Annotated in this window: 19 protein-coding genes, 1 pseudogene and 2 CRISPR repeat arrays; of the genes and pseudogenes, 3 read left to right on the plus strand and 17 right to left on the minus strand. The window is 70.0% G+C overall.

From position 1 onward, the window contains the following. Positions 1 to 106: 106 nt before the first annotated feature. From ACR807_RS28000 to ACR807_RS28020, 5 genes are all read right to left on the minus strand, one after another. On the minus strand, positions 107 to 697 hold the full coding sequence (locus ACR807_RS28000; RefSeq protein WP_438924423.1) for a hypothetical protein: 591 nt from the start codon (positions 695 to 697) through the stop codon (positions 107 to 109). 95 nt (positions 698 to 792) lie between these two features. Beyond that, positions 793 to 1845: an AcrVA2 family anti-CRISPR protein gene (locus ACR807_RS28005; RefSeq protein ID WP_438924424.1), complete on the minus strand. Its 1053-nt coding sequence runs from the start codon at positions 1843 to 1845 to the stop codon at positions 793 to 795. A gap of 319 nt (positions 1846 to 2164) precedes the next feature. After that, positions 2165 to 2653 carry a hypothetical protein gene (locus tag ACR807_RS28010; RefSeq protein WP_438924425.1) on the minus strand — a complete coding sequence of 163 codons (489 nt, stop codon included), beginning with the start codon at positions 2651 to 2653 and terminating at the stop codon, positions 2165 to 2167. Between the two features lie 1017 nt (positions 2654 to 3670). Beyond that, positions 3671 to 4714: a phosphotransferase gene (locus tag ACR807_RS28015; protein ID WP_438924426.1), complete on the minus strand. Its 1044-nt coding sequence runs from the start codon at positions 4712 to 4714 to the stop codon at positions 3671 to 3673. Between the two features lie 24 nt (positions 4715 to 4738). Continuing rightward, complete coding sequence (locus tag ACR807_RS28020) at positions 4739 to 6073, minus strand: helix-turn-helix domain-containing protein (protein WP_438924427.1); 1335 nt, start codon at positions 6071 to 6073, stop codon at positions 4739 to 4741. Between the two features lie 465 nt (positions 6074 to 6538). Beyond that, a CRISPR array of direct repeats spans positions 6539 to 6932; the repeat unit is 28 nt; unit sequence GTCTTCCCCGCGCGAGCGGGGGTGGTCC. Positions 6933 to 7172: 240 nt separating this feature from the next. Here ACR807_RS28020 and ACR807_RS28025 point away from each other — a divergent pair. Next, on the plus strand, positions 7173 to 7670 hold the full coding sequence (locus ACR807_RS28025) for a DUF6933 domain-containing protein (protein ID WP_438924428.1): 498 nt from the start codon (positions 7173 to 7175) through the stop codon (positions 7668 to 7670). 60 nt (positions 7671 to 7730) lie between these two features. On the opposite strand, the gene ACR807_RS28030 is transcribed toward ACR807_RS28025, so the two are convergent. Together ACR807_RS28030 and ACR807_RS28035 are read right to left on the minus strand one after the other, a co-directional pair. Beyond that, on the minus strand, positions 7731 to 8180 hold the full coding sequence (locus ACR807_RS28030) for an Imm1 family immunity protein (protein ID WP_438924429.1): 450 nt from the start codon (positions 8178 to 8180) through the stop codon (positions 7731 to 7733). A 12-nt stretch (positions 8181 to 8192) separates the two neighbouring features. Then, a pseudogene (locus tag ACR807_RS28035) lies at positions 8193 to 8462 on the minus strand (DddA-like double-stranded DNA deaminase toxin); the annotation flags it as partial. Positions 8463 to 8563: 101 nt separating this feature from the next. Here ACR807_RS28035 and ACR807_RS28040 point away from each other — a divergent pair. Next, the gene (locus tag ACR807_RS28040) at positions 8564 to 9088 is read left to right on the plus strand and encodes a hypothetical protein (RefSeq protein ID WP_438924430.1); all 525 of its coding nucleotides are present in this window, start codon (positions 8564 to 8566) and stop codon (positions 9086 to 9088) included. 143 nt (positions 9089 to 9231) lie between these two features. Here the strand turns inward: ACR807_RS28040 and ACR807_RS28045 are convergent, their stop codons facing one another. From ACR807_RS28045 to ACR807_RS28070, 6 genes are all read right to left on the minus strand, one after another. Beyond that, the gene (locus tag ACR807_RS28045; RefSeq protein ID WP_438924431.1) at positions 9232 to 9366 is read right to left on the minus strand and encodes a hypothetical protein; all 135 of its coding nucleotides are present in this window, start codon (positions 9364 to 9366) and stop codon (positions 9232 to 9234) included. 69 nt (positions 9367 to 9435) lie between these two features. After that, positions 9436 to 10563: direct repeats of the CRISPR family, unit length 28 nt; unit sequence GGACCACCCCCGCTCGCGCGGGGAAGAC. Positions 10564 to 10707: 144 nt separating this feature from the next. Then, positions 10708 to 11247 (minus strand): pyridoxamine 5'-phosphate oxidase family protein, encoded by a 540-nt coding sequence (locus tag ACR807_RS28050; RefSeq protein ID WP_438924432.1) that lies wholly within the window; start codon positions 11245 to 11247, stop codon positions 10708 to 10710. Further along, on the minus strand, positions 11147 to 12067 hold the full coding sequence (locus ACR807_RS28055; protein WP_438924433.1) for an ATP-binding protein: 921 nt from the start codon (positions 12065 to 12067) through the stop codon (positions 11147 to 11149). Before ACR807_RS28055 ends, ACR807_RS28050 begins: the two co-directional genes overlap by 101 nt. Beyond that, entirely contained in the window at positions 12064 to 12381 is a 318-nt protein-coding gene (locus ACR807_RS28060; protein ID WP_438924434.1) for a hypothetical protein, read from the minus strand. The genes ACR807_RS28055 and ACR807_RS28060 overlap by 4 nt, the downstream gene beginning before the upstream one ends. A 436-nt stretch (positions 12382 to 12817) precedes the next feature. Beyond that, positions 12818 to 13723 carry an aminoglycoside phosphotransferase family protein gene (locus ACR807_RS28065; RefSeq protein ID WP_438924435.1) on the minus strand — a complete coding sequence of 302 codons (906 nt, stop codon included), beginning with the start codon at positions 13721 to 13723 and terminating at the stop codon, positions 12818 to 12820. Between the two features lie 42 nt (positions 13724 to 13765). After that, on the minus strand, positions 13766 to 14101 hold the full coding sequence (locus tag ACR807_RS28070) for a UCP032817 domain-containing protein (protein ID WP_498371973.1): 336 nt from the start codon (positions 14099 to 14101) through the stop codon (positions 13766 to 13768). A gap of 1221 nt (positions 14102 to 15322) precedes the next feature. Here ACR807_RS28070 and ACR807_RS28075 point away from each other — a divergent pair. Then, the gene (locus ACR807_RS28075) at positions 15323 to 15805 is read left to right on the plus strand and encodes a helix-turn-helix domain-containing protein (protein WP_438924437.1); all 483 of its coding nucleotides are present in this window, start codon (positions 15323 to 15325) and stop codon (positions 15803 to 15805) included. 42 nt (positions 15806 to 15847) lie between these two features. On the opposite strand, the gene ACR807_RS28080 is transcribed toward ACR807_RS28075, so the two are convergent. The 4 genes from ACR807_RS28080 to ACR807_RS28095 are packed head-to-tail and all read right to left on the minus strand — an operon-like array spanning position 15848 to position 21952. Then, complete coding sequence (locus tag ACR807_RS28080) at positions 15848 to 17173, minus strand: aminotransferase class III-fold pyridoxal phosphate-dependent enzyme (RefSeq protein ID WP_438924438.1); 1326 nt, start codon at positions 17171 to 17173, stop codon at positions 15848 to 15850. Next, a complete protein-coding gene (locus ACR807_RS28085) occupies positions 17170 to 19338 on the minus strand; it encodes an FAD-dependent oxidoreductase (RefSeq protein WP_438924439.1) in 2169 nt (722 codons plus the stop codon). Before ACR807_RS28085 ends, ACR807_RS28080 begins: the two co-directional genes overlap by 4 nt. After that, entirely contained in the window at positions 19335 to 20816 is a 1482-nt protein-coding gene (locus ACR807_RS28090) for an amino acid adenylation domain-containing protein (RefSeq protein WP_438924440.1), read from the minus strand. The genes ACR807_RS28085 and ACR807_RS28090 overlap by 4 nt, the downstream gene beginning before the upstream one ends. Further along, positions 20813 to 21952 (minus strand): acyl-CoA dehydrogenase family protein, encoded by a 1140-nt coding sequence (locus ACR807_RS28095; RefSeq protein ID WP_438924441.1) that lies wholly within the window; start codon positions 21950 to 21952, stop codon positions 20813 to 20815. Before ACR807_RS28095 ends, ACR807_RS28090 begins: the two co-directional genes overlap by 4 nt. Between the last annotated feature and the right edge of the window lie 8 nt (positions 21953 to 21960).

The raw sequence follows: 21960 nt of genomic DNA on the forward strand, positions 1-21960 counted from the left end.
CCACGGCTTCTCGCGAGCGATCCGTCTGCTGATGGCTGCCGCCGCACCACCAGCTCCCGTGCTCGCTGATGCGTCCTCGGACCGGGGGCAGGCTATGGAGGACGGTCTACTCGCATGCGTCGGCTTCGCCAACCGTGTTGGTGTTTTGGACGAGGTCGGTGACGGCTTGGATTGCTGTGCTCTGCAACCAGTCGAGGAACGTTTCCGGCAGGCCGGTGCTGGTGCCCGTGGTCTCGTCGCGTCCGAGGAGCAGGCACGGTCCGGAGATGCGCGGCCTGCCTGCGGTGAGCAGCCGTCGGGCGAGGGCCTGGTCGCGGTTGGTGGCGGTGTAGGCGTCGGAGGCGATGTCGGTGAGCAGGTCGTCGAGCAGGGTGTTCACGGTCGGGTTGGGCGGGTGGTTCTCGAGGCTGCGGTCTCCGATCCAGAAGTCGATGCCGCGTACGACGTGGACGCGGTCGGCGAAGGGGTCGCCGACGAGGCCGATCGGCAGCAGGGCGAGTTCGTCGGGGTCGTCGGGCAGGGTGAGGAAGTAGACCTGGTCGTCGTGGCAGAACATGCCGAGTCGTGAGCGCGGTCGAGACGTCAAGGTGAGGCCGGCCGTGTCGGTGTCGGGTCGCACGACGGCCGGGTCGGCTATGGGCACGGTGGTGGGCAGTTGCTGGATCAGGGTTGTGGGCTTTGTGGCGGAGTTGTCCATGAGGTGGTGTCCCTTCGGTGGAGGTTGGGTGCGGTCGGTCGGGTGCTGCTTTCGTGCCGTCGGCTGTGCCTGCCGGGGGATGTGGGCAGTGGGTCTCACTGGTCCGCGGGTCGGTCCCAGACGTGGACGGTGTGGCCGGTCCGGAGCGGTTTGTCCTGTGGGCCTCGGACCTGGGGGTTGATCCAGACGAGGCGGCGTAGGGACCGGTCGGGGCCGTGGGCCTGGTTGCGCCAGTGGCCGCGCACCAGCCAGCGCACGGAGTAGCGGCGTTCACCGCCGCCGGAGGGTTGCTGGTTGGTGGGTGTGTCGTGGTGGCGGCGGTGTACGTGGACGATGCGGACCTCGGAGCCGCGTACGCCTTCGCGGGCCTCTCGGCGCTGGAGGCGCCGGTTGGGGGTGATCTGCTCGGTCTGGCTGATGCCGGGTTGGGTCATCAGTAGCCAGGCGGCGTAGAGCACTTTCATCCATGGTGCGACGGCCTGGCCGAGCAGGAGCGTGCTCATCTGGCCGATGAGGTCGAGGTCGGCGATGGTGGTGCCGTGGTGCAGGGTGATCTCGTTGTCCCACATCCACTCGGGTGAGGCCTTCAACGCGGCGTCGAGTTCGGCGTGCTTGGGTGGTCGGCCGAGGATGCGGGTCAGGCAGTGGCGGGCGTAGTCGCGGTCGCGGACGCTGTAGAAGGTGACCCCGGTGGCGTCGGGTACACCGGGGAGTGGTCCCCAGGAGGCGGCGGTGATGTCGACGCGCCGGTCGCCCAGTGCGTCGCCGAGGTAGGAGCCGATGGGGTCGGCGAAGACGATGAACCCGTGTTCGGCGGGCTGGTGGGTCTGGTCGATGCGCAGGTCTTCGGGCAGGGTGTCGGCCGCGGCGGTGGCGACCTGGGTCATTTCCGGGGAGACCCAGTACAGGGCGGCGTGGGCGAGGCGTTCGCGTTCGCCGTGGAGGATGAGCTGTGCGGCCTGTTCGGGGTGTGGTGAGCGGATCAGGTCTCGGGAGAAGCGGCCTTCTTTGACCATCGTGGTGTGGAAGGCGAGCGCTTCCGGTTGGGCGAAGACTTCGCGGAGGTAGAGCCGCACGGCGGGTAGGTCGTGGGGTGTGGGTGGGGTGTAGGTGCTGTCCCAGATGCCGGTGTCGGGGTTGAAGGGCATGACGGTGTGGCTCCCGAGAGGCGAAGAAGTGGCTGACGTGGTGCGCGGCGTGCTGGGCGCGCGCGAGCACCGCGGGCCCGGCTGAAGCTGGGCCCGCGGTGGGGTGCTGGGGGAGGTGGCCTGTGGGCAGGGGCGTCGTTGCGGCCCGCCGTGTTCGGGGCTGGTTACTGCTTCCCCGGCGGTGTCCGGTGGTGGCGTCGTCGAGGCGCGTGCTCCGGCGCGGAAGGCAGGTCGCTTGGTGGGACCTGGTGTTCCGGTGTGCGGTACCGATTGCTTTGTCGAGCAGGCCCGTGCCCGGTGGGGTGCGCTGGGACCGGGGTCAGGGCCGGGTGTCGATCGACTGCGGATCGGTTCCCGGTACGGGGCGCTGGTCCTGGTGCAGTGGGATGGTGCCGTGCCGCTGCTCGTTGAGCTGCCGTGGTGCCGGGATGCGGCGCCAGCCGATGCGCTGGCAGGCGTAGAAGCGGCCGTCGACGGCGACGACGTCGCCGATGGACAGCGACCGGTTGCCGCGGTGGCGGTAGCGGACGGCGCGCGGGTCGGGTCGGCCGAATTCGGGGTCGTCGCCGATGTTGCACAGTTGGAAGGCCGACTCGACCAGGTCCACGTCGCGGCTGCGGGTGCTCGGCGGCTCGCGGTAGGCGAGGACTTCGGCGACCGGCTGTCCCTGGTGGCCGACCAGCAGTGCGCGGTCGTGCAGGTTGTGGAAGACCCGGATGGTCACGGGGCGGCGTGCCCAGCGCAGCAGCGTGTGCCTGTACCGGTCGATGAGCGCTGAGAGGCGGTGTCGGGACGGTCGGATGTTCATCGTGTCGCACCCTTTTACGGCTCGGGAGTGCCCTGCGGTTGCGGGGTGCGTCCGCCGAGACAGGGGCAGGGGTGGGGGCGGCGTTGTGTGCCGCCTCCACCCCTGCCCCTGTACGGTGCGGCGCCCCGCAACCGCAGGGCGTATCCCGGGCGCGTCCGCAGCCCTCCGAACGCGTGGGCAGGTTCGAGGCCGAGTACGGGTTCTTCTTCCTGGGGAGGCAAGTAGCCAGCAGGGCAGCGGACCTGCGCGGTTGGCTACGTCTCAAGCGAGCCTGGCGCTGCCGGTTGTCTGCCGTGGGCCAGGAGCCGTTGAACTCTTTTCATCTTGAGGTCCATGTCGTTCACGCCAGGGCGTTGACATGCATGTCATACCGATGAGATTGCACCGGTGACGTCATGCCCTGCCGAGCGTCAGAGCGATATTCGAGACTCCGACGAACCGAATGAAAATGCGGGCAATGACCTGTAACGTTGCAGCTCAGGAAGTGTCTTCCCCGCGCGAGCAGGGGTGGTCCGCACCGCGACACCCGCCGGTACCTCAACCTCGAGTCTTCCCCGCGCGAGCGGGGGTGGTCCGTTCGCGATGCCGTGCGTCACGTGCTGCGCGGTGTCTTCCCCGCGCGAGCGGGGGTGGTCCTCGCTCCGCGCGGCGGGCGTCTACGCCATCGCCGTCTTCCCCGCGCGAGCGGGGGTGGCCCGCCCGGCAGCGCTGAGCGCCGATTCCACCTGTGGTCTTCCCCGCGCGAGCGGGGGTGGTCCTACAAGGGCGTCACGCCGAGGACGTGATCGGACGTCTTCCCCGCGCGAGCGGGGGTGGTCCGCCCGCGTGGGCAGGCATCCAGGTGGCAGCCTCGTCTTCCCCGCGTGAGCGGGGGTGTTCCCTCAGCCAGCTGCGCGGCGTCGACCTGCATCACGTCTTCTCCGCGCGAGCGGGGGTGGTACTACATCGGCACCGGCGCCAGGTGGTCTTCTCCGTGCGAGTGGGGGCGGGCCGGTCGTGGTTAGTCCTTTTCTAGGTCTACAGGATCCGCCAGCGCCGGTTCGGAGGGCCGTCGAGGCTATCGATGCGGCGGTGGACTTCGGCTGCGGGAGGGCTGGAGGGCTGGGATTTGCGTGCGTTGGTGGCGATCATGCGTAGTTCTCGCAGGTCACGGAGGTCGGGGTAGCTCGGCCAGTCGCGGATGTCGCGGCCGTAGGCACTGCAGAAGGTGTCGTAGTCGGCGGCGTCGTGGCCGAATCGGCGGTGGTGGATTTCGATGGTGACCAGGTCCCATTCGACGGGGCCGAGGGTGATGTCGTCGAGGTCGCACAGTACGGCTTGGTCCGCGGTTTGCTTGATGGACCGGCGAGGCCGGTCGGCGGGGTGGCGCCAGAGGGTGTTGCGGTGCTGGGGGTCGGTGTGGACGAGTCGGGTCGCCGAGTCCAGGCACAGCGAGGTCCAAGCGGGCATGAGCCGGTCGAGGCGTTCGAGCAGCATGTTCCGTTGGCGGGCGGTGAGGATGCGGCTGGCGGTGATCGAGCGGGTGATCGCGGTGTGTGGGTCCAGTGCAGGGCGGGGGATCGGTGGAAGAGGTGCCTGGTGCAGGGCCCGTAGCGGCGCGGCGATGGCCTGCGTGGTGATCGGCTGCTGCTGGTGTAGGTAGTGCCACATGGTGATCACGTGGCCGTCGATGAACAGCGGCTGGGGTGCTGTGTCGAGCAGGGTTGTGGTGGGGACGTCGTGGTGGGTGAGCCACTGGGTGAGTTCGACCAGGCCGTGGGCGTTGCTCAGATCCTGGTCGGGATCGGGTCCGGGGCGTCCGATTTTGACCACGACTTCGCGGGAGGGGGGTCCGACGAGGTAGACGGCGTTGCTGTGGTGGCGCAGCGTGCGGACGCGACTGGTGTCCAGGTCGGCGATGCGGCCTGCCTGTTCCAGCAGCGGTCGGGTGGTGGCGGTGGTGAAGTCGTGTGCGGTCGCCTCGTACGGCCCTGAAGTCACCGCTCCAGTGTCCGGGCGGCCGGGTCCGTCGACGTCTGCGGGGTGATGCAGGCGACGGTGGTAGTGGTTCTTCGGCAACACCGGGGGATTGCTGCCGCGAGGTGGCTACACCGCGGTGAGTTCGCGTAGCTGCTCCACGGCCTGCACCGCGTTTCTGTGCACACGGGGTAGGGCTTCGGCGACGGCGACGATGTCGCGGGCGCGGGTGAGTACGACGGCGGTGCGGTGAGCCGGTGTGAGGTCGGTGAGGGTGGTCACGGCGAGGTCGGCGCCACCGGCGGGGTCGCCCGAGGTGGCGTGGACGAACGCCCGGTCCAGACGGATCAGCGCCGGGTCGATGACAAGTCGCGGGTCGGCCGCATAGGTGTGCAGGGCCTGGGTTTGGGCCTCGTGGGCATGCGTGACGTCGCCGAGGTTGGACAGCGCGCCGGAGGCGTAGAGTGCCAGCCGGCCGTGGTTGAAGTGGTAGGCGGCGTGGGGATCGTCGCTGGTACGCAGTTCGGCAAGCCGGTCGGTCAGTCGGCGGGCGTCAGCGAGTGCCTGGTGGACCCCGCGGGTGTCGCCGAATTTGCCGAGGGCGCGGGCTTCGGCGGCTGCGGCGAGGGCGGCGGCATCGCATACCGCATCGGCGGCCAAGTCCCGTGCGCGCCGGGCCAGGCTGATCGTCCGCTCGGGTGTCTCGTAGTAGTAGGCGAGCATGGTCTGCTGGGCGAGGACGAGAGCGGCCAGCAACGGGTCGTCGCCGTCGCGGGCGGCCAACAGCGCCGTGCGGTACCAGCGCCGTGCGTCGACGATCAGCCCTCGCTTCATGTGCGCGTCGGCCACCAGCAACGTCAGCATGGTGACCGCCGTGGACAGGGTTCGATGGACCGCGATCGGATGGCGGCGCGCGGCCAACGCGTGGACCTCTGCGAGATCGGGGATCAGCAAAGCCAGGGCTTCGGCCGGGCCTGTGCGGGTGTACTGCGTGAGATGGTCGCGCACCTGCTGCTCGACCATCTCCAGCCTGGCGGATGACGCCGTCTCCGACAGCAGCGAGTCCAGGCGCGTCCGCAACCGCTCGGCATCACCGCTGTCCACCGCCGGAACGCAGGCGGTGTTCAGCAGCAGCGCGCCGCTCGCCGATTCCTGACTGTCGGCTACCGGTGTCGCCTTTGCTACGTCGTCACGTAGTGCGTCGGGCATGTGGAACCAGAGTAGGTGTCGTGGGATGCGGAGGGTGTGCGCCCAGCGGGTGAGTTTGGCCAGGTTGTTGACGGGTTCGCCGTTCTCGATGCGGCTCAGCCGCGTGGAGGACACACCGATCCAGGCTGCGACGGCCTCCTGCCGGAAGGGCCGACCGTGGTGAGGGTGTCTGCGGTAGGCGCGGATGACGGCGCCGATATCGCGGGTGGCCAGGGCAGTGCGCAGATCGGGGCGGTCCCAGAACTCGGCGGGCACCTCGGGAGGTTCGGTCGGGCCACGCCGCCCGGCTCGAGTACAGGCGCCGCAGCGGGAGGTGCGGTTGTCCCGTGCGAGTCGGGTGCCGCACGCGCAGTGCCGCACCGCGTCCGTCTCGTTCATGACGACCGCCTCCCCTCCAGCACCGGTCACGTCACCGGCCGTGCCGGTCAACCCGGTCACGCTACCGATGCCCCAACGTAGCGATACTTGCGTTTTCCGCAGATCAACCCGCCCCTCTACGACACCGCTGCCACCTGATGGGGGACTTGCCGGGCAGTGCCCGGCGGAGTAGCACTCGACACGCGGTACGACGATCCGCACGTGTCGCACGCCCTCCCCGATCACGACGTGCCGCACCTGCCGACGTGAGAAGACCGGCGTCAACCGACCACCGATATCCGATACCGCGACGAACCGAATAAAAAAGCATGCCGGGGCCTGTAAAGTCGCTGGTCACGAAGTGTCTTCCCCGTGCGAGCGGGGGTGGTCCGCGGGCGGTCCACCGCGCGCGTCGACGCGGGCGGTCTTCCCCGTGCGAGCGGGGGTGGTCCGTGCACACGATGTGCCTGCTCAACCCCGGCATGGTCTTCCCCGTGCGAGCGGGGGTGGTCCGTGCACCCGGACGTCCGTCGGCCGCCCGAAGTCGTCTTCCCCGCGCGAGCGGGGGTGGTCCGGCGGCCCAGGAGGTCGTCGGGCTGAGGTTGTGGTCTTCCCCGCGCGAGCGGGGGTGGTCCGACCAGCCCGGCCCAGGACGGCATCAACCGCCTGTCTTCCCCGCGCGAGCGGGGGTGGTCCTCGCCGGGTCTGGACGTACTTGATCCGGGCCGCGTCTTCCCCGTGCGAGCGGGGATGGTCCGATGTGTCAGCGACCAGCGAAGATTCCCCGAGGACGGCTGGCTGTGGTGGCCAGTTGCAGTCCCCGTTCGCGGCCAGATGCGCGGTCGGTGACGGGCCCGGGCTTGCCTCGGTGCTCGTCACGTCGGACGGGTTCGCGCCGCTGCGGACAAGCCGTGTCGGGCCGGGCTCCGTGGCCGGCATCGGCCTCGACGGCTGAGGTGATGGTGTGCCGTAGGGGGGATCAGGGCAGGATGGTCGGGTGTTGATCGTGCGTGCCACCAGGAAGCTGCTGCGTCTGACGGGTCCGCCCACCGCGCCCGACGGCGATCGTGGCACGACGTTGCTGGGACCCTGGTATGCCACGGTCCTGTTCTGGCGGCCTCGGGTCGTGTTGCTGGTCAACGAGGTGACGTTGCTGCCCGTGCTGCTGCCTTTGGCGCCCGCGAGGACACTGACCGGCAGGATCTCCGAGCAGATCGGCACGGTGCTGACCACCCTCGACGCGCCGTCCGCGATCGTCGACCGGGAACGGCAGCACATGCGGACTGCGCAGCTCGGTGTCACCGCCAACCGCAGCGTCGTGGGCGTCATGACCGACTTCGCGCGCCTCGCGGAGATCCACCACCACAACGATCCCACCGTGGACCTTGTCGCGCTGGCGGTCCGACTGGCCTCGACCCCCTGCAGCCCGCTGTACGGCAGGAACATCAGTCCGGACCGTGAACTCGCCGCCACGTTGCAGGCGATCACGATCTGACATCGGGCACGAGACCGGTCACGTCCGCGTCTTAGCTGTCCGCGTAGAGCGGCAGGAGCGTCAGTCCGTCTCGACCCAGGTCATCCCGCTCGGTCGCCCACCGCGGCTCGTCAGCAGTCCCCAAAGAGCTTCGCGGACGAGGCTTAGCCGCACTGCGGCATCGGCCGGGAACTCGGCGGCCGTGCCGAAGTAGCCGAAGGACACGTCCTCGGGGTTGGTCTGCTCGCCTCGGAGGTAGTACGTGCCGTCTCCGCCGGAGTACCGCACGGCACCGAGGCCGGTTTGCCCACTGGCGCCGATGAGCAGCTCGTGGTCAGGGAGCACGTCACTGCCTTCCTCGACGGCGTAGGCAGTCGCGGCACTGTAGGCCGGGCCAAGAGTCACCAGCTCGTCAACGAAGGTGTCGACGTCTTCGCGCGTGCGGAGGTGCCTGGGCTCCTGGTCGTGCCGGTAGGCGACATCAAGCACGTACCCCACCGACTGGCGCTCCTTCCCGGTGTAGGTCTTCACGCCACCCGGCCAGTAGACCGTCAGGCTTTGCCCCGGCCGAAGCACCCTCGGCACGATGCGGTCACAGGACAACGGGCCGAAGTCGCACGGCCGATTGTTCACCGCCAACGTAGCGTCAGCCCCGCCGGCCCCTTGCACCTGCACGGCTACTTGCACCTCTACGTGGTCGGCAGCGGTAAGGGTTCCCCGCGCAGGGGCGAGGCCAAGGCGACGCAACCCCTCTACGGCTTGCTCACGCAGCTCGCCCCGGCCGCTCATGATCGGCCCGTGCACCTGGCCGCTCCGGTCGACCCAGTAGCTTTCTGGTAGTCATCACCCACCCGGACAAGATCGCGGACAAGCCCCTGCGCGGGCGCCGACATCGCCGAGGAGCAGAGCTGCTGATGACCGCCCCCACGGTCACCCACGACCTCGAAGTCCAGATCGACCACGGTCAGCTCTACATTTACTCGCACGCCCCCTGGAACGACGACCCCGACAGCGACGCCAGGGAACGCGCCCTCAACGACGCCCGCAACTCACACCGATGGGTGGGCATCGCCGACGGTCTGGTCGATCTTGTTACTCCGGTCCAGTGGAATCTGAACGCACCGATCCGCGTCGAGATCTGGACGACGGAACCACCTGCCGACGACGACCGATGGGACCATGTGGTGGACGTCGACCTCGACCTGATGGGCGACACACTTCACTTCCAGGCGTCCGGGGGCTGGTCGCCGATCACGTGCGAGCTACCCAGCGGCGAGTACCGAGCACGCGTCGCAGGACGGGGATACCAGGAGGCGGGACGCGAGGGGGCCGAAGGGCTCGACGCCTACCAACTTCGGTTGTGGCCCCGGACGACACCGGCCGAACCGGCGTTGCGGAAGTGCTGGCCCGGATGGTCGGTAAGTGCTGATAAGAGCTGAACAGGTGACCCGGTAGCGAGGCATGAACGTGGTGGGGAGACGGCTGTCCCCCCACCGGCTACCTGGTTGGTTCCTCGGGGACCAACAGCCTTGATGAGCAGCTCAGGACCCTGAGCAGCCACAACTGAGTTCATGCTGTGGCCTCAGCTCCCCCGCTCGCGCGGGGAAGTATTGACGACGAGGTACGCGGCCGGGCCGCCGTGGAGCGTGTCGGCGCCGGTGCCGTCGTCCCCGGCGTAGATGGTGTCGTTGCCGCCCAGGCCGCAGATCACGTCCACCGCTCGAGACCGCCCCCCGCTCGTGTGGGGAAGACCGACGACCCCGTGCTCATCCGTTTCCAGCAGGGCGGACCATCCCCGCTCGTGCGGGGAAGACGAACACAATCGGGCACCGCAGCGCCCCAATCTGGGACCACCCCCGCTCGCGCAGGGAAGACGTGACGGTCCGTGTGCAGGACTACAACCAGCACGGACCACTCCCGCTCTCGCGGGGAAGACGAGTCCGGGTTGCAGTTCGTGCTGGGCGTCGGCGGACCACCCCCGCTCGCGCGGGGAAGACAACGCCTGCTGGACACGCTGGTCGACCGGCTGGGACCACCCCCGCTCGCGCGGGGAAGACCTTGATTTCCGGCGCGCCCGGGGCGGGCCACGAGGACCACCCCCCCGCTCGCGCGGGGAAGACGTCGAGACCGGCGACGGTGATGTTGCGGCTGCGGGGACCACCCCCGCTCGCGCGGGGAAGACGTGTCGATCGTGGCCTGATCGGTCGGGCAGTCCGGACCACCCCCGCTCGCGCGGGGAAGACATGCTGACGTTGTTCAGCTCCCGCACGATCGGGGGACCACCCCCGCTCGCGCGGGGAAGACAGCAGGCCCGACTTGCCACTGCCCGTGACCTCGGGACCACCCCCGCGCGCGCGGGGAAGACGTGAAGATGGGCCACCGGACGTGATCGGAGAGCGGACCACCCCCGCTCGCGCGGGGAAGACCACGGCGCGAGGTCGGCCGGCCGGGCCAGCATGGGACCACCCCCGCTCGCGCGGGGAAGACCGGCGCGGTCAGGACCCCGTCGGGCTGCTGATCGGACCACCCCCGCTCGCGCGGGGAAGACGGACCGGGGCGCCGGACGCGTTCGGTGCGCCGCGGACCACCCCCGCTCGCGCGGGGAAGACCCAACGATGATGCGTTGCTGCTCATCGCGTCCCGGACCACCCCCGCTCGCGCGGGGAAGACGCGCCCGCGCCGCTGCTGCTCGTGGTGTGGGCGGGACCACCCCCGCTCGCGCGGGGAAGACCGCGCCGGCAGCGAGCAGGCGGTCCGGTGGGACGGACCACCCCCGCTCGCGCGGGGAAGACAACGGCTCGGGCAGTAGGCGGGCGCCGTCGAGCGGACCACCCCCGCTCGCGCGGGGAAGACAAGGACGACAGCGTGACCGAGTTGGCGGACGGGGGACCACCCCCGCTCGCGCGGGGAAGACACTTCCTGAGCTGCTACGTTACAGGCCGATGTCCGCGTTTTCATTCGGTTCGCGGCGGTCTCGGATATCGCCCTGACGTCTGGCTGAAGATGTCAACCTCGGCTGGCTTCGGGGTGACGGCCTGGGGGCCCGCGCGTGCTTTCGTCAGACCGGCGGTTGTTGGTCGAGCAGCCCGACGGGGTCGGTGCTGTAGGCGACCATCCAGCTGGGGTCGATGCGGTACCAGACGTTCTCGTCCCAGAACGGGTCGTCGCCGTCGCCGTCGTAGTGGGTGACGAGGTGGTCGCGGACGGCCGGCCAGGTCGGGTCGCCGCTCGTCCCCTCGGGGTTGAGCGGGACGGCGTGTCCGTGCGTGAAGATGCCGAACTGCTCGCCGCGCAGGAAGGTCGCGCTGATGCCGGGCCGCGCCGCGAGATGACGGGCCTTGGCGGCCTGGCGGTGGGTGCCGAAGATCCAGCGGCCGTGCAGGAAGTGCCCGTCGACGCCGCTGATGCGCGGCTCGCCGCGCCGGGTGACCGTGGCGACGGCCAGGGTGCACATGCCGCGGCAGACCCGGACGACCTGCTCGGCGTCCAAGGTGCTGTCACCTGGCCGGATGATGGATGTGAGGTGGCTGCCGGAGCCGGCCAGGGACGTGTCGAGCAGGACCTGGAGGCTGCGGATCTCGTCGGGGGTTTCGAACACCCGGCCAGTCAACCAACTCCCACCGACAGTGTCGGCTCGGTGCGGTCGCCGACCGGGCGTGGGCGAGTCGGTAGGAGGTGGTGCCGGTCCCGAGGATGTCACCGGCGAAGGCGAGCCGGTCGACGATCGCGGCGCGGAGACGTGGGTCGGTGAAGGTGTGGGTCCGGCCGGGGAAGGGCTGGCTGGAGGCGATGGGGTTGGTCTTCTCGCGTTCAGTGGGAACTTGGAAGAGCGGTTCGGCGCCGCGGCGGCCGGGTTCCCTGTAGCCGAACTCGTCGATGCGGAGCAAGTCGATTCGGCTGTAGTGGGCGGTGGTCTTGGCGAGCCGGCGTTCGTCGGCGGCCTCCGCTGGCTCGTTGGCCGGCTTCGTGGCCAGGGCGTGGCGGACGCGGAACCTTTGCCGGGCGGCGGTGCCCAGCCCGATGAGCGGGTGGGACTTGCCGGTGCCGGAGTCGCCGATCAGGCGGAGCGGCTCGCCTGCGGTGATCCAGGCGCCGGCGGCGAGGGTGCCGACGCTGGCGGGGTTGATGTCGAGGTCGAAGTCCTCGGGCCACTTCTCCCGCAGGAACCCGGCGGCCTTGACCTGGGCGCAGCGGCGACGGTCACGGTCGTCGCACTCGCCGAGCAGGAGCTCGGCGAGGAACCCGCCGTAGGGACAGCTGCTCGTGCCCGGCCGCGGTGACCATGTCCTCGACCGGAGTTCGGACCGTCGGCAGCCACGGCGCTTGGCATGCCCGGTCGATCGCGGTCGTGGCGGCCTGGTCGGACAGTCCCCGGCTGCGCCGGCGCGATCGGGCCGGTGGCGGGTCGGGCTGGTCACGACACCTCATTCCTGGTCGTCGTCGGACCGTCCGGGACGGTTGTCGGGTGGGGGTCGCGGCGGCGCGCGAGCAGCTCGTCGTGGGCGTCAACGCTTGGGAGCGGCCGGATGTCGGCGGGCAGCGCAGCGATGGTGGCGGTCGGATCTGCGAGCCGACACCCGGTCAGGCTCACCACCCGCCCGGCCGGTGCGGTGAGGGTTCCGCCGCCCTGGGTGGTCCTACTGGCGTTGCCGTGGTGCTCGGCGATGCGGCGGGCCTCGACGGCGACGACGTCGGCGTTGGTCGCCCCGACGGTGGCGGCGGCGCGCAGCACGGCCAGGACGTGGTCTCGATGCAGGTGGCTGTGGCTGACATGCCCGGCAGAGCAGAGGGCGCTGCATCTGACGCTGTGCCCGGCTGGAACCGGCCGATGATGGCCTGTCATGCCCGGAGGTCCGCTTCGCCGACCTGACCACGTCCTCAGGTGTTGAGCGCGAGCGGCAGTTCGGATCGGCGAGTTCGCGGCAGGCGGCGTCGGTGGTGGGGTGCCCGGGTCGAGGCCGCCGTCGGGGAGTTCCCGCCAGTGGTGGGTGGGCTGGTCGGAGTCGCCGGCGTGGGCGGGCAGGGCGCGGTCATGGGGTCGTGTATGAGGACGCGGGCGCCGATGCGGGATGGGGTGATGGTCAGCCGATCACCGGGCTGGGTACGGGGTGGTCGGTTGTGGAGCCTGTCGGCGTCGTGCGATCGGGTGAAGGACATGGCCCTGCCGGTCACCCGGTCGGGGAGGGTGGGGCGAGTCGGTGGTGGAGCCAGGTGGTGGCTGCGGTGGTGAGGTGGTGGCCGGTGGGGGTGGGGCGTAGTCGGGTGCGGCGGTGCCAGAGGCCGGTGAGGGTGATGGCGTAGGTGGTGATCGCGCTGGGTGCGGCGGTGTGCCAGGAGGGGGTTTGTTGTGCCCAGGTTTCGGCGTCGTCGGGGGTGTGGCCGGTGGCGATGAGGCGGACGACGGTGTAGGCGGTGTCGGCCCAGGCGGGGCCGGTGCAGGCCAGGGCCCAGTCGATGACGTGCAGTCGGGTGGTCGGCTGGTGGGTGATGAGCAGGTTGTGGGGGTTGAGGTCGGCGTGCAGCAGGGTGTCGCCGTGCAGCAGGTCGGGAGCGGCCGCTTCGGCGGCGAGGAACTCGTCGAGGTGGGCGCGGGTCCACGGGTCGAGGGTGTCGGGGGTGGCGGCGAGGGCGTGCCAGCCCGGGCGCGCGGCCCAGCGCCTGGCCATGGGCACTGCGTCGGCCCAGGGGTTCGGGGTGAGCGCGGCGACGTTGTCGGTGAGGGTGCGGGCGAGCAGGGGCAGGTCGGGGGAGTGGGGGGAGAGGTCGGCGTGACGGCCCTGGACGTGTTCGAAGACGAGGGCGAGCCAGCCGTCGTGTTCGATCCGGGCGAGCAGGCGGGGCGTGGTGCGGGGGAGATGGGGGTTGGCGGCTGCTTCGGTGCGGTGCATCCACGCGGTCGGCGCGTCGGTCAGGGTGGCTTTGCAGAACACGCGGCCCTGACCGGTGTGCAGGGTGGCGGAGAACGCGGAGTTGACGCCGGTGGTGGCGGGTTCGGTGGTGGTGACGGCACCGAAGCGGTCCTCGATCGCGGTGGTGATACCGGCGGGGAGGTCGTGCCAGAGCTGTCGGGGCACGCGTGCCGCTCCTCGATGGTGGCGTGGTCGGGGGTGGGCAGTCTAGGAGGAGCTGTCGGCGTAGCACTGGGTGCAGTCCGCGCCCGCTCGCGGCCACAGGGCGGGGTCGATCCGGTAGCCCAGGGCGTGGATGGCGGTGACGGTGGCCGTCACCCGGTCGGTGGATTCGGCGGGGTCGGTGGTGTCGTCGGGGACGTGGTGGATGAAGCGTCCGGCGAGCCCCTGGCAGAAGCGGGCGTAGTCGACGGTGTTGAGGATGAAGGTGTGCCGGCCGGTGTCGACCACGCGGCTGGAGGCCAGGGTGTACCGAGGCCGGCGCCTGGCGAACCGTGCGCCGGTGCACCCATAGTGGCGGGCGAGCTCACGCCCCCCCGGCATCCTCGCGCCGGATCGCCTCGAACAGTTCCACCCTCGACGACCCCGTTCCGGCCCACGTCATGCCCCAGCGCTCTTCGCCAGGTGGGGCCACTTCAAGCCGTCACAGGCCCCGGCGTGCCGCCAGGTGGGGCCAACTCGAACCGTCGCAACCTCCCGGCGAGCCAACCCCGGTGGAGCCAGAGCAGACTGTCACGGTGGGGCCAGAACAGCCTCACACCCTCACATCCGCAGCTTCGAGGCGATCTCCTCGGTCTTCTCGCCCTGGGCGAACCGCGCACCGGCCTGCAATCGGATGCGCTTCCGCCTGTTGCTCGTGGAACGTCAAGCCGCCACCTTGCGTACACCTCGTCCATCCGGCTTGCCGTGATGATCAAGAACCGTCGCGGGGCCGGTTCAATCCGCGATACGAATTCAACCTCTGTGCCGAATGTCTCGCCACATTGTGGTCACCGCACGCCGCCGGTCGCCACCTTTGAAATACGACCTAGTCCGGTTGGCATCCAGGAGTATAATTTGGTACCGCAGTGCCGGGATATCCGTGCCTTTGTCCCGGTCGCTCAAGGGCGGCAGGCGCGGCAGTGCGAACACCTTGGGCACGCCCGGGTAGGCCGGTCGGAGCAGCGCAGTCGGTCATCATGCCAGGACGGTCGACGAAGTGTGGATCACGGGCACTTCTGCGGGCTGCTCGAGCCCTTGTCCTGCTCACGCGTCTCACCTGCATTGATGAGGTTATCGGCAGGCACACCGGGTGCGACGACCTCTTCCGGTGACGCCGCAGGGAGTCGACGCCGCCATCAGGGAAGAAGAACCATGGTCGTTGACCACTGCGAGTAGATGGATTGTGTATTCCGTGGTCGCTCTTGGCGCTGCTGCGACACCGAGGATGTAATGACGGACACGGCGGCGTTGCCGCGCTCACCGCATGCAACGAGATTTGCGGGGTGGATGTGTTCCGGGTCTTCGCCTCAGTGCTGTTGCGGTGGAACAAGTCCGAGGATCGAGCTGGATGCGATCATTGCCGACAGATGGTGTGATGGAGGTGTGAGCATAGAAGACGTGGAAGATTTAAGCATCACAGCAGGCGGGCTCCTTCCAGTCGCTATCGTGAACGCGCCGCCAGCTTATCGGAGGGGTCTGATGTTGGCACTTGCCGCACGGGGCTGCGGCCCGTCGGATCCACAGGACCCGCTCCGCTGGGCCGAGAAGCAGGAACGATGCGCCGTGCTCGTGGTGGTCGACGGCCCGGGGAGCGCCGCGAAGCAACTGCTCGAGTACACCCGTCTCGACAACACCCACGTCGTGGCCCTGCTGCGCGAAACGACGGGCACGGCTGCGGCGGCCGCCATCAGGGTCGGTGCGGACGGCGTGTGCGCGTGGGACTCCACGACCGAGCAGTTGGTGGTAACGATCACCGCCGCGGCCAGCGGCTTCGTCATGCTCCCCGCGTCCATCGCCCTGCAACTCGTTCGGCCGGAGCGGCGCATCCCGGATGACCTGGCCTGGGTGTCCGACAGTCAGCTCCGCTGGCTGCACGAACTGGGGCGCGGCTCCACCATCGCGCACCTCGCGCGCACCGCGGGCTACTCCGAGCGCGCGATGCACCGCCTGCTGCGCGACCTCTACAGCAGGCTCGGGGTGCACAACCGCAGCGACGCGCTCGTGCTGGCGGCGCGCTGCGGTCTGTTCGAGAAGGAGATGGCGTGATCCTTCAGAGCCGGTGACCGCCACGGACCCCGGGCGGTCGGATCAGGTGTCGAACGGCGGCTGCCACCAGCGCTCGACGGTGCGCCTGGTCGCTCCGAACGCCTGTCGCCCGAAGGCTATCGCAGGTTCCCACGACGGACGGCTCAGTGCGCTGCGGTCCTGCGGTTTCCCGGACCGGCTCCGCGCGTTCTGCAGGATCGACCGGAACGCCCGCAACAGACCGGCCACGTCGGAGTCGCTCATTGCGCAGGAGAGCATGTGGGTACCGCCGAACTCGGCGAGGAAGCCGGCCCGGCGGAGCCCGGCGTAACAGCGCTCGCCGAGGTCGAGGTCCTCGAAGACCACGTGGAAGACCGCAGGGTGGCGCAGGGCGACGGCGGCGGTGTCGAACTCGTCGAACAGTGCGTTGAGGCCGTCCATCACGGTCGTCCCGAGCTGGTGGACCCGGGCCAGTGTCGCCGGGTCGGTCATGATCGGCAGCGACGCCAGCGCAGCGGCGAAGGGGGTCGTCTCGCGCTGGTAGGTGTTGCCGACGTAGGTGTGCTCCAGCGCCTCCAGCACCTCGGCCCGCCCGAGCACGGCCGACAGCGCAGTGCCGTTGGCGATGCCCTTGCTCATCGTTATCAGGTCCGGGGCGAGCCCGTGGTGCCCGTGGTAGCCGCCTGCGGCGTAGCGCAGGCTGAGGATGATCTCGTCGAGCATGAACAGGGCACCGTGCTCCCTGGCCAGCTCCTCGACGCCGCGGGCGAACTCCGGGGGGAAGAAGTTGACCTCCGGAGTCAGGAAGACCCCCGCGACGGCACCCCGGTGCTCCCGCAGCAGCCCGGCCAGCACCTCGAGGTCGTAGCCGAAGTCGATCGTCGCCGGATCCCGGCCCTCGACGCGCATGTCCGGCTTGTACTGCAGTTGCCAGTCGTGCCAGCCGTGGTAGCCCGCCGTGAGGAGGACCGGGCGTCCTGTGCTGACACGGGCCGCCCGAGCTGCCGCAGTGGTGGCGCAGGATCCGGTTCGGAGGAACACCACCCGCTCGGCACAGGGCATCGCGTCGACGAGCAGTTCGGCGACGTCGGTGCGCGCTCGCGAGACCGTTGCCGGTGCGATGCCGCCGGAGTGGCGCAGCTCGGCGATCATGGCCCCGATCACTTCAGGTCTGCCGGAGCCGAGCGGCGCGGCACCGCTGCACGAGGTCAGGTCGGTGTAGCGGGTGCCGTCCAGGTCCCATACGTACGCGCCCTCGGCGCGGTCGACGACGAGCGGGAACCGCTTGTCGAGGTCCCAGCGGGGCGACGAGGTGACCGCGAGCGCCCGTTCGAGCTGAAGCTCCCGGTCGGTGCCCGTCGTCCCGGCCGGCGCGGGTGCGGCGCTCATCGCGCGATCCGGCTGAAGTAGACGCGGTTCTCGAAGTCCGGTACGGGGCGGATCAGCTCGTAGCCGGCGTTGAGCAGCGCTCGCCTGCTCGAGTGGTTGTCGGCCTCGACCCCGGTGTAGACGACCGCCACGCCGGATAGCTCCGGCACGCCCGGCAGCGCCCGGACGGTGGCCTGTCCGTAGCCCTTGTTCCGGTGCTGCGGCGCGACGACTCCTGCGAAGCCCGCTGCGGCACGCGAGTCGACCGTGATCACCGTGAGACTGCCGTCCGCAGCCTGCTCGTGCAGGTTGAACCGGTCGTAGACCTCGCCGGTGTGGAAGGCCAACGGCTCGGACGACCGCTCTGCCACGGTTACCCACGCGTAGTGCCCGAGGACCTTCGCCCCGCGGACCGCGCGCTGCCCGCGGTCGTGGCTGAGGGCGAGTTGGCCGTGGAACCAGTCGCGGCCGCCGAGCCGGCGTTCGACCGCTTCGTCGTCGAACCAGGGTTCTACGGTCGAGCGCATGTCATCGGTGTAGGGGACTAAACGGACGTCGGTCACGGGGGCGTTCACGTGGAGTCCTCCTCGATCGGGGTTGACGGGGGCTGCCGGTCCGGAGCGCAGTTGCCGGGCGACGATCTCGCTGATGCGGGTGGCGTTGGCCTGGATGGTCAGCGTCGGGTTGACCCCGCCCGCGAAGGGCAGGTAGCCGCCGTCGATGACGTGCACGTTGTCGATGTCGTGCAGGCGGCCGTCGGGGTCCGCGACGGAGGTTCCCGGGTCTTTGCCGGCGCGGCAGGTGCCGTGCAGGTGGCTGGAGCCGGTCCGGTACAGCGAGGCCGTCCGATGAACACCGGTGGCGCCCGCCTCGCGCAGGAGGACCTCGGCTGCCGACGCGAGGTGGTCGAGCCTGAGGGTGTCGACCGGGTGGGTGCGGTAGTCCATGGCGACGTGCGGGAGACCGAACGGGTCGGTCGTGTTCGCCAGCAGCACCCGGTTGGTCGTCATGGGCTGGTCACCGGCGAGGTAGTGCACCCGCAGGGTGCGGCGGGTCGCGTCCGGGTCGCTCACGACCGGGTTGGCCTCGTACAGGAGTCCGCCCAGCCCGGTGGGGAAGGTCGGGTCGAGGTAGAGGTCGGAGAAGGCGACGGTGGAGTGCATGCCGTTGCGATCCTCGGTGCCCGCCGCCGGCATCGCCAGGTCAGCCAGCTCTCCCTCGCTGTAGCCGCTCACCTTGAACGACAGTCCGCGACCGACCATCCTCGCGTGGTTGCCGAGACCTGCTGGTGCCCAGCGGGAGGCGGAGCGCAGCAGCAGCGCTGCGGACTGCACCGCGTTCGCGGCGAGCAGGACGTAGCGGGCGGCGGTGTGGTGCCGGCTGTGCTGCCTGGTGTCCACCCACTCGACGGCGTCCACCCGGTGCGGTCCCGTCTGGACCAGTCGTATGGCCTTCGCATCGGTCCGCACCACCATGCCGTCCACGTCCACGGACGGTGTGAGGATGCGGTCGAGCACGTCGGCCTTGGCGCCGACCGGACACCGCCGCTCGGTACAGGCACCGATCCGGTCGCACACCGACCGGGTCGGGTTGGTCGTGGAGTTGATCGCCAAGGGGGTCGGGAACGGCCGCCACCCGATCGCCAGTCCGGCGTCCCGCAGGATCCTCCCGCGCGGGCTTGCCCGGTGTGGTGGCAGCGGCGGCGGCGCACCCGCCGGTTCCAGCGGATCGGCGCCCGCCAGCCGGGCCACGCCGAGCCGGGCCTCGACCGCGTCGTACCACGGGCGCAACTCGGCCGGCGAGAGCGGCCAGCGCGGGTCGAGGTCGCCGACCACATGCCCGGTGGCGTCGAAATCGACATCGCGGTACCGGAAGGAGATGCCGGCGTAGAAGACGGTGCCCCCGCCGAGCGCACGCACGGTGTAGCCGTTGCCCGTCGGCGTCCACCGGCCGCGGGCGTCGCGCACGAGCGTCGGCGGTGTGCAGGCCCTGATCTGCTCGTAGGTGGTGCCCCGGCCGAGCCGTGGTCCCTCTTCGAGGACGACGACGCTCAGCCCGGAGGCGGAGAGACGTTCCGCGGCCACCGCGCCACTGGCTCCGCTGCCGACGATGCAGACGTCCCAGATTCGGTCCGGTGCGGTCTCCGCATCGCTCGCGCGTGCCGGCGACACCGCGTGCCGGCTCATCGTGCCGCCACCGTCTGGTGCAGCCGCAGGCGGTCGACCTTGCCGTTGTCGGTACGGGGCAGTTCTGGAACGACCCGGACGTCGTCGATGGACATGTACGCGGGCAGTCGTTGCGCCAGCCACGACCTGGTCGACGCGAGCGTCACGTCACTGCCGGGTTTGACCTGCAGGAAGGCGACCAGGCGGACATCCAGGCCGAAGCCGTCCGCCACGACGACGGCGCGGTCCACGACGGGATGGGTTTGGATCGCCGCCTCGATGTCGCCGAGTTCGACGCGGTGCCCCCGGACCTTCACCATCTGGTCGAGCCTGCCGAGGTACTCGAACACCCCGTCCTCGAGCACTCGGACGTTGTCCCCGGTTTCATACCTCGGGGGTTGGCGGTCCCGGCCCCAGTAACCGAGCATCACGGTCGGACCGCTCACCAGGAGCTGACCCTCCTCCCCGACGCCGGCCCGTCCACCGTCGTCGAGTTGTGCCCACACCTCGTCCCCGCTGACGGCCGAGCCGATCGGGACCGGCCGGTCGAGATGCCCCGGAAGGTCGGCAGGCACCGTGTAAGCCGTGCAGACGTTGGTTTCCGTCGGCCCGTACAGATTCATGAGCAGGGCGTCGGGCAGCTGCAGGCGAAGCTTGCGGAGGTGTTCGATCGGGTAGGGCTCCCCGGCGAACAGGACGACCCGTAACCGGGACAGGTCGAGGTCGTGCAGACCACCCAGCTCCGCCATGAGCACGAGGGCGGAGGGAACGGAGTACCAGACCGTGACGGCCTGCTGCACCAGGAACCGCGCCAGCGCACGAGGGCTGTAGGACAGCGTCCGCGGCACCAGGTGCACCGAGGCCGCACGGGCGAACGCCGCGTAGATGTCGAGCACCGAGATGTCGAACGCGAAGGAGGCGTGGTTGGCCAGGCGATCCCCTGCCGTGATCGCGCAGGCATCCACTGCCCAGTCCACGAAGGCCAGCGCGTTGCGGTGGCTGATGCAGACGCCTTTCGGTGCGCCGGTCGAGCCGGAGGTGTAGAGGATGTAGGCCAAGTCGTCTGCGGTACCGCGCGGTTCTTCGCCAGGCTCGGTGCCGTCCCCGTCACCGTGGTCGACGACGTCGTCGTGGAGTCGCAGCACCGCGGCACCGCGGCCGTCCTCCGGCAGAGGGCCGCAGCGGTCGGTGATGATCGCCGCCGGGGTGCAATCGGTGAGGATCGAAGCGACCCGGGAGTCCGGACTGCCCGGGTCGAGCGGGACGTAGGCGGCACCGAGCCTGAGGACCGCCTGGAACGCCGCCAGCACCGGACCGGACTTCTCGGCCAGCACCGCGACCCGGTCACCGGGGCGAACACCTGACCGGGCCAGCGCCCTGGTGAGGTCCGTGGCGAGCAGGTCGATCTCCGCGTAGCTCCAGGCGCGCCGTCCGTCGTCTACGGCCAGGTGATGGGGGTATGAGCGCGCCGCGGTGCGCAGCAGTTCCTCGAGTCTCACAGTTGAAGCTCCCTGGCGATCATCTCGCGTTGCATCTCGGACGTTCCGGAGAAGAGGGTGGTGGGCACGGCGTCGCGCAGCATCTGCTCGACCCCCTGCTCGGCCAGGTACCCCGCTCCACCGAACACCTGGATGGCGTCCAGGCTGGACGCGACGGCGGCCTCGCTGACGGCAAGCTTGGCCAGGGCGACGTCGGTCGTCTCCGACGCGTCCCGGTCAAGGCTCCAGCAGGCTTTGTAGAGCATCAGCCGGGCGCTCTGCCAACGCCCGTACATGTCCACCAACCGGTGCGACACCGCCTGGTTGGCCGAGATCGGTCTGCCGAACTGCCTGCGCTTGCGCGCGAAATCCCGACACAGCTCGAACTGGCGCTGGAGCATCCCGACGTAGCAGGCGAACAGGCAGCTGCGTTCCCAGCGCATCGAGTCCTGGAACACGGCATGACCGCCACCCGCGGAGCCGAGCTGCTGGTCGGCAGGGGCGTAAGCGCCGGCGAACTCGACGATGCTCGCCGCACAGCTGTGCAAGCCCATCTTCGCGAAGGCCGGCCCAACCCGCACACCCGGCTGGTGGCGGTCGACCACCACCGCGACCGTACCGAGGAAACCCGATGCGGGATCTGCGGTCCCCAGGACGACGTAGAAGTCGGCGACCGGGCCGTTGCTGACGTAGGACTTGGTACCGGTGATGCGCAGTCCATCCCCATCGGGGACCACCGCCGTGCCGGGCACGGAGATGTCACTGCCGTGTTCGGCCTCGGTGACGGCGTTGCCCGCCACCAGTGAGCCGTCTGCGAGCCCCGGCAGCAGCCGCTTCTTGGCCGCGGGCGTCCCGTGCAGGACCACTGGCATGCAACACGCCAGTAGGTGCGCCGCAGCGGAGAAGGCCAGACCGGTGTCAGTGCAGCCGTAGCCGAGGGCCTCGAGGGCGTGGGCGGTGTCGACGGCACCGAGGCCGGACCCACCGAACTCGCGGGGGATCGACAGGCCCAGGATTCCCAGCTCCGCCAAAGCATTCCAACGATCGCGGTCGAACCTCTGCTCCGGGCCGGTCCCCGAGCCGGTGTTCAGCCGCCGGGCACCGTCGACGACGTCGGCGAACCGGGTCAGCCGGTCGGGGGAGAAGGCGAAGTCCATCGTTGCCT

Origin of the sequence: Saccharothrix sabaoui (genome assembly GCF_051756985.1) — a bacterium.
In the GTDB taxonomy this organism is placed as follows: domain Bacteria; phylum Actinomycetota; class Actinomycetes; order Mycobacteriales; family Pseudonocardiaceae; genus Actinosynnema.

What these genes read in the sequence shown, in the direction of transcription:
- ACR807_RS28000 (WP_438924423.1), bottom strand. Translation starts at nt 697, where the DNA reads ATGGACAACTCCGCCACAAAGCCCACAACCCTGATCCAGCAACTGCCC.
- ACR807_RS28005 (WP_438924424.1), bottom strand. Translation starts at nt 1,845, where the DNA reads ATGCCCTTCAACCCCGACACCGGCATCTGGGACAGCACCTACACCCCA.
- ACR807_RS28010 (WP_438924425.1), bottom strand. Translation starts at nt 2,653, where the DNA reads ATGAACATCCGACCGTCCCGACACCGCCTCTCAGCGCTCATCGACCGG.
- ACR807_RS28040 (WP_438924430.1), top strand. Translation starts at nt 8,564, where the DNA reads ATGACCGCCCCCACGGTCACCCACGACCTCGAAGTCCAGATCGACCAC.
- ACR807_RS28070 (WP_498371973.1), bottom strand. Translation starts at nt 14,101, where the DNA reads ATGCCGGGGGGGCGTGAGCTCGCCCGCCACTATGGGTGCACCGGCGCA.
- ACR807_RS28080 (WP_438924438.1), bottom strand. Translation starts at nt 17,173, where the DNA reads ATGAGCGCCGCACCCGCGCCGGCCGGGACGACGGGCACCGACCGGGAG.
- ACR807_RS28085 (WP_438924439.1), bottom strand. Translation starts at nt 19,338, where the DNA reads ATGAGCCGGCACGCGGTGTCGCCGGCACGCGCGAGCGATGCGGAGACC.
- ACR807_RS28095 (WP_438924441.1), bottom strand. Translation starts at nt 21,952, where the DNA reads ATGGACTTCGCCTTCTCCCCCGACCGGCTGACCCGGTTCGCCGACGTC.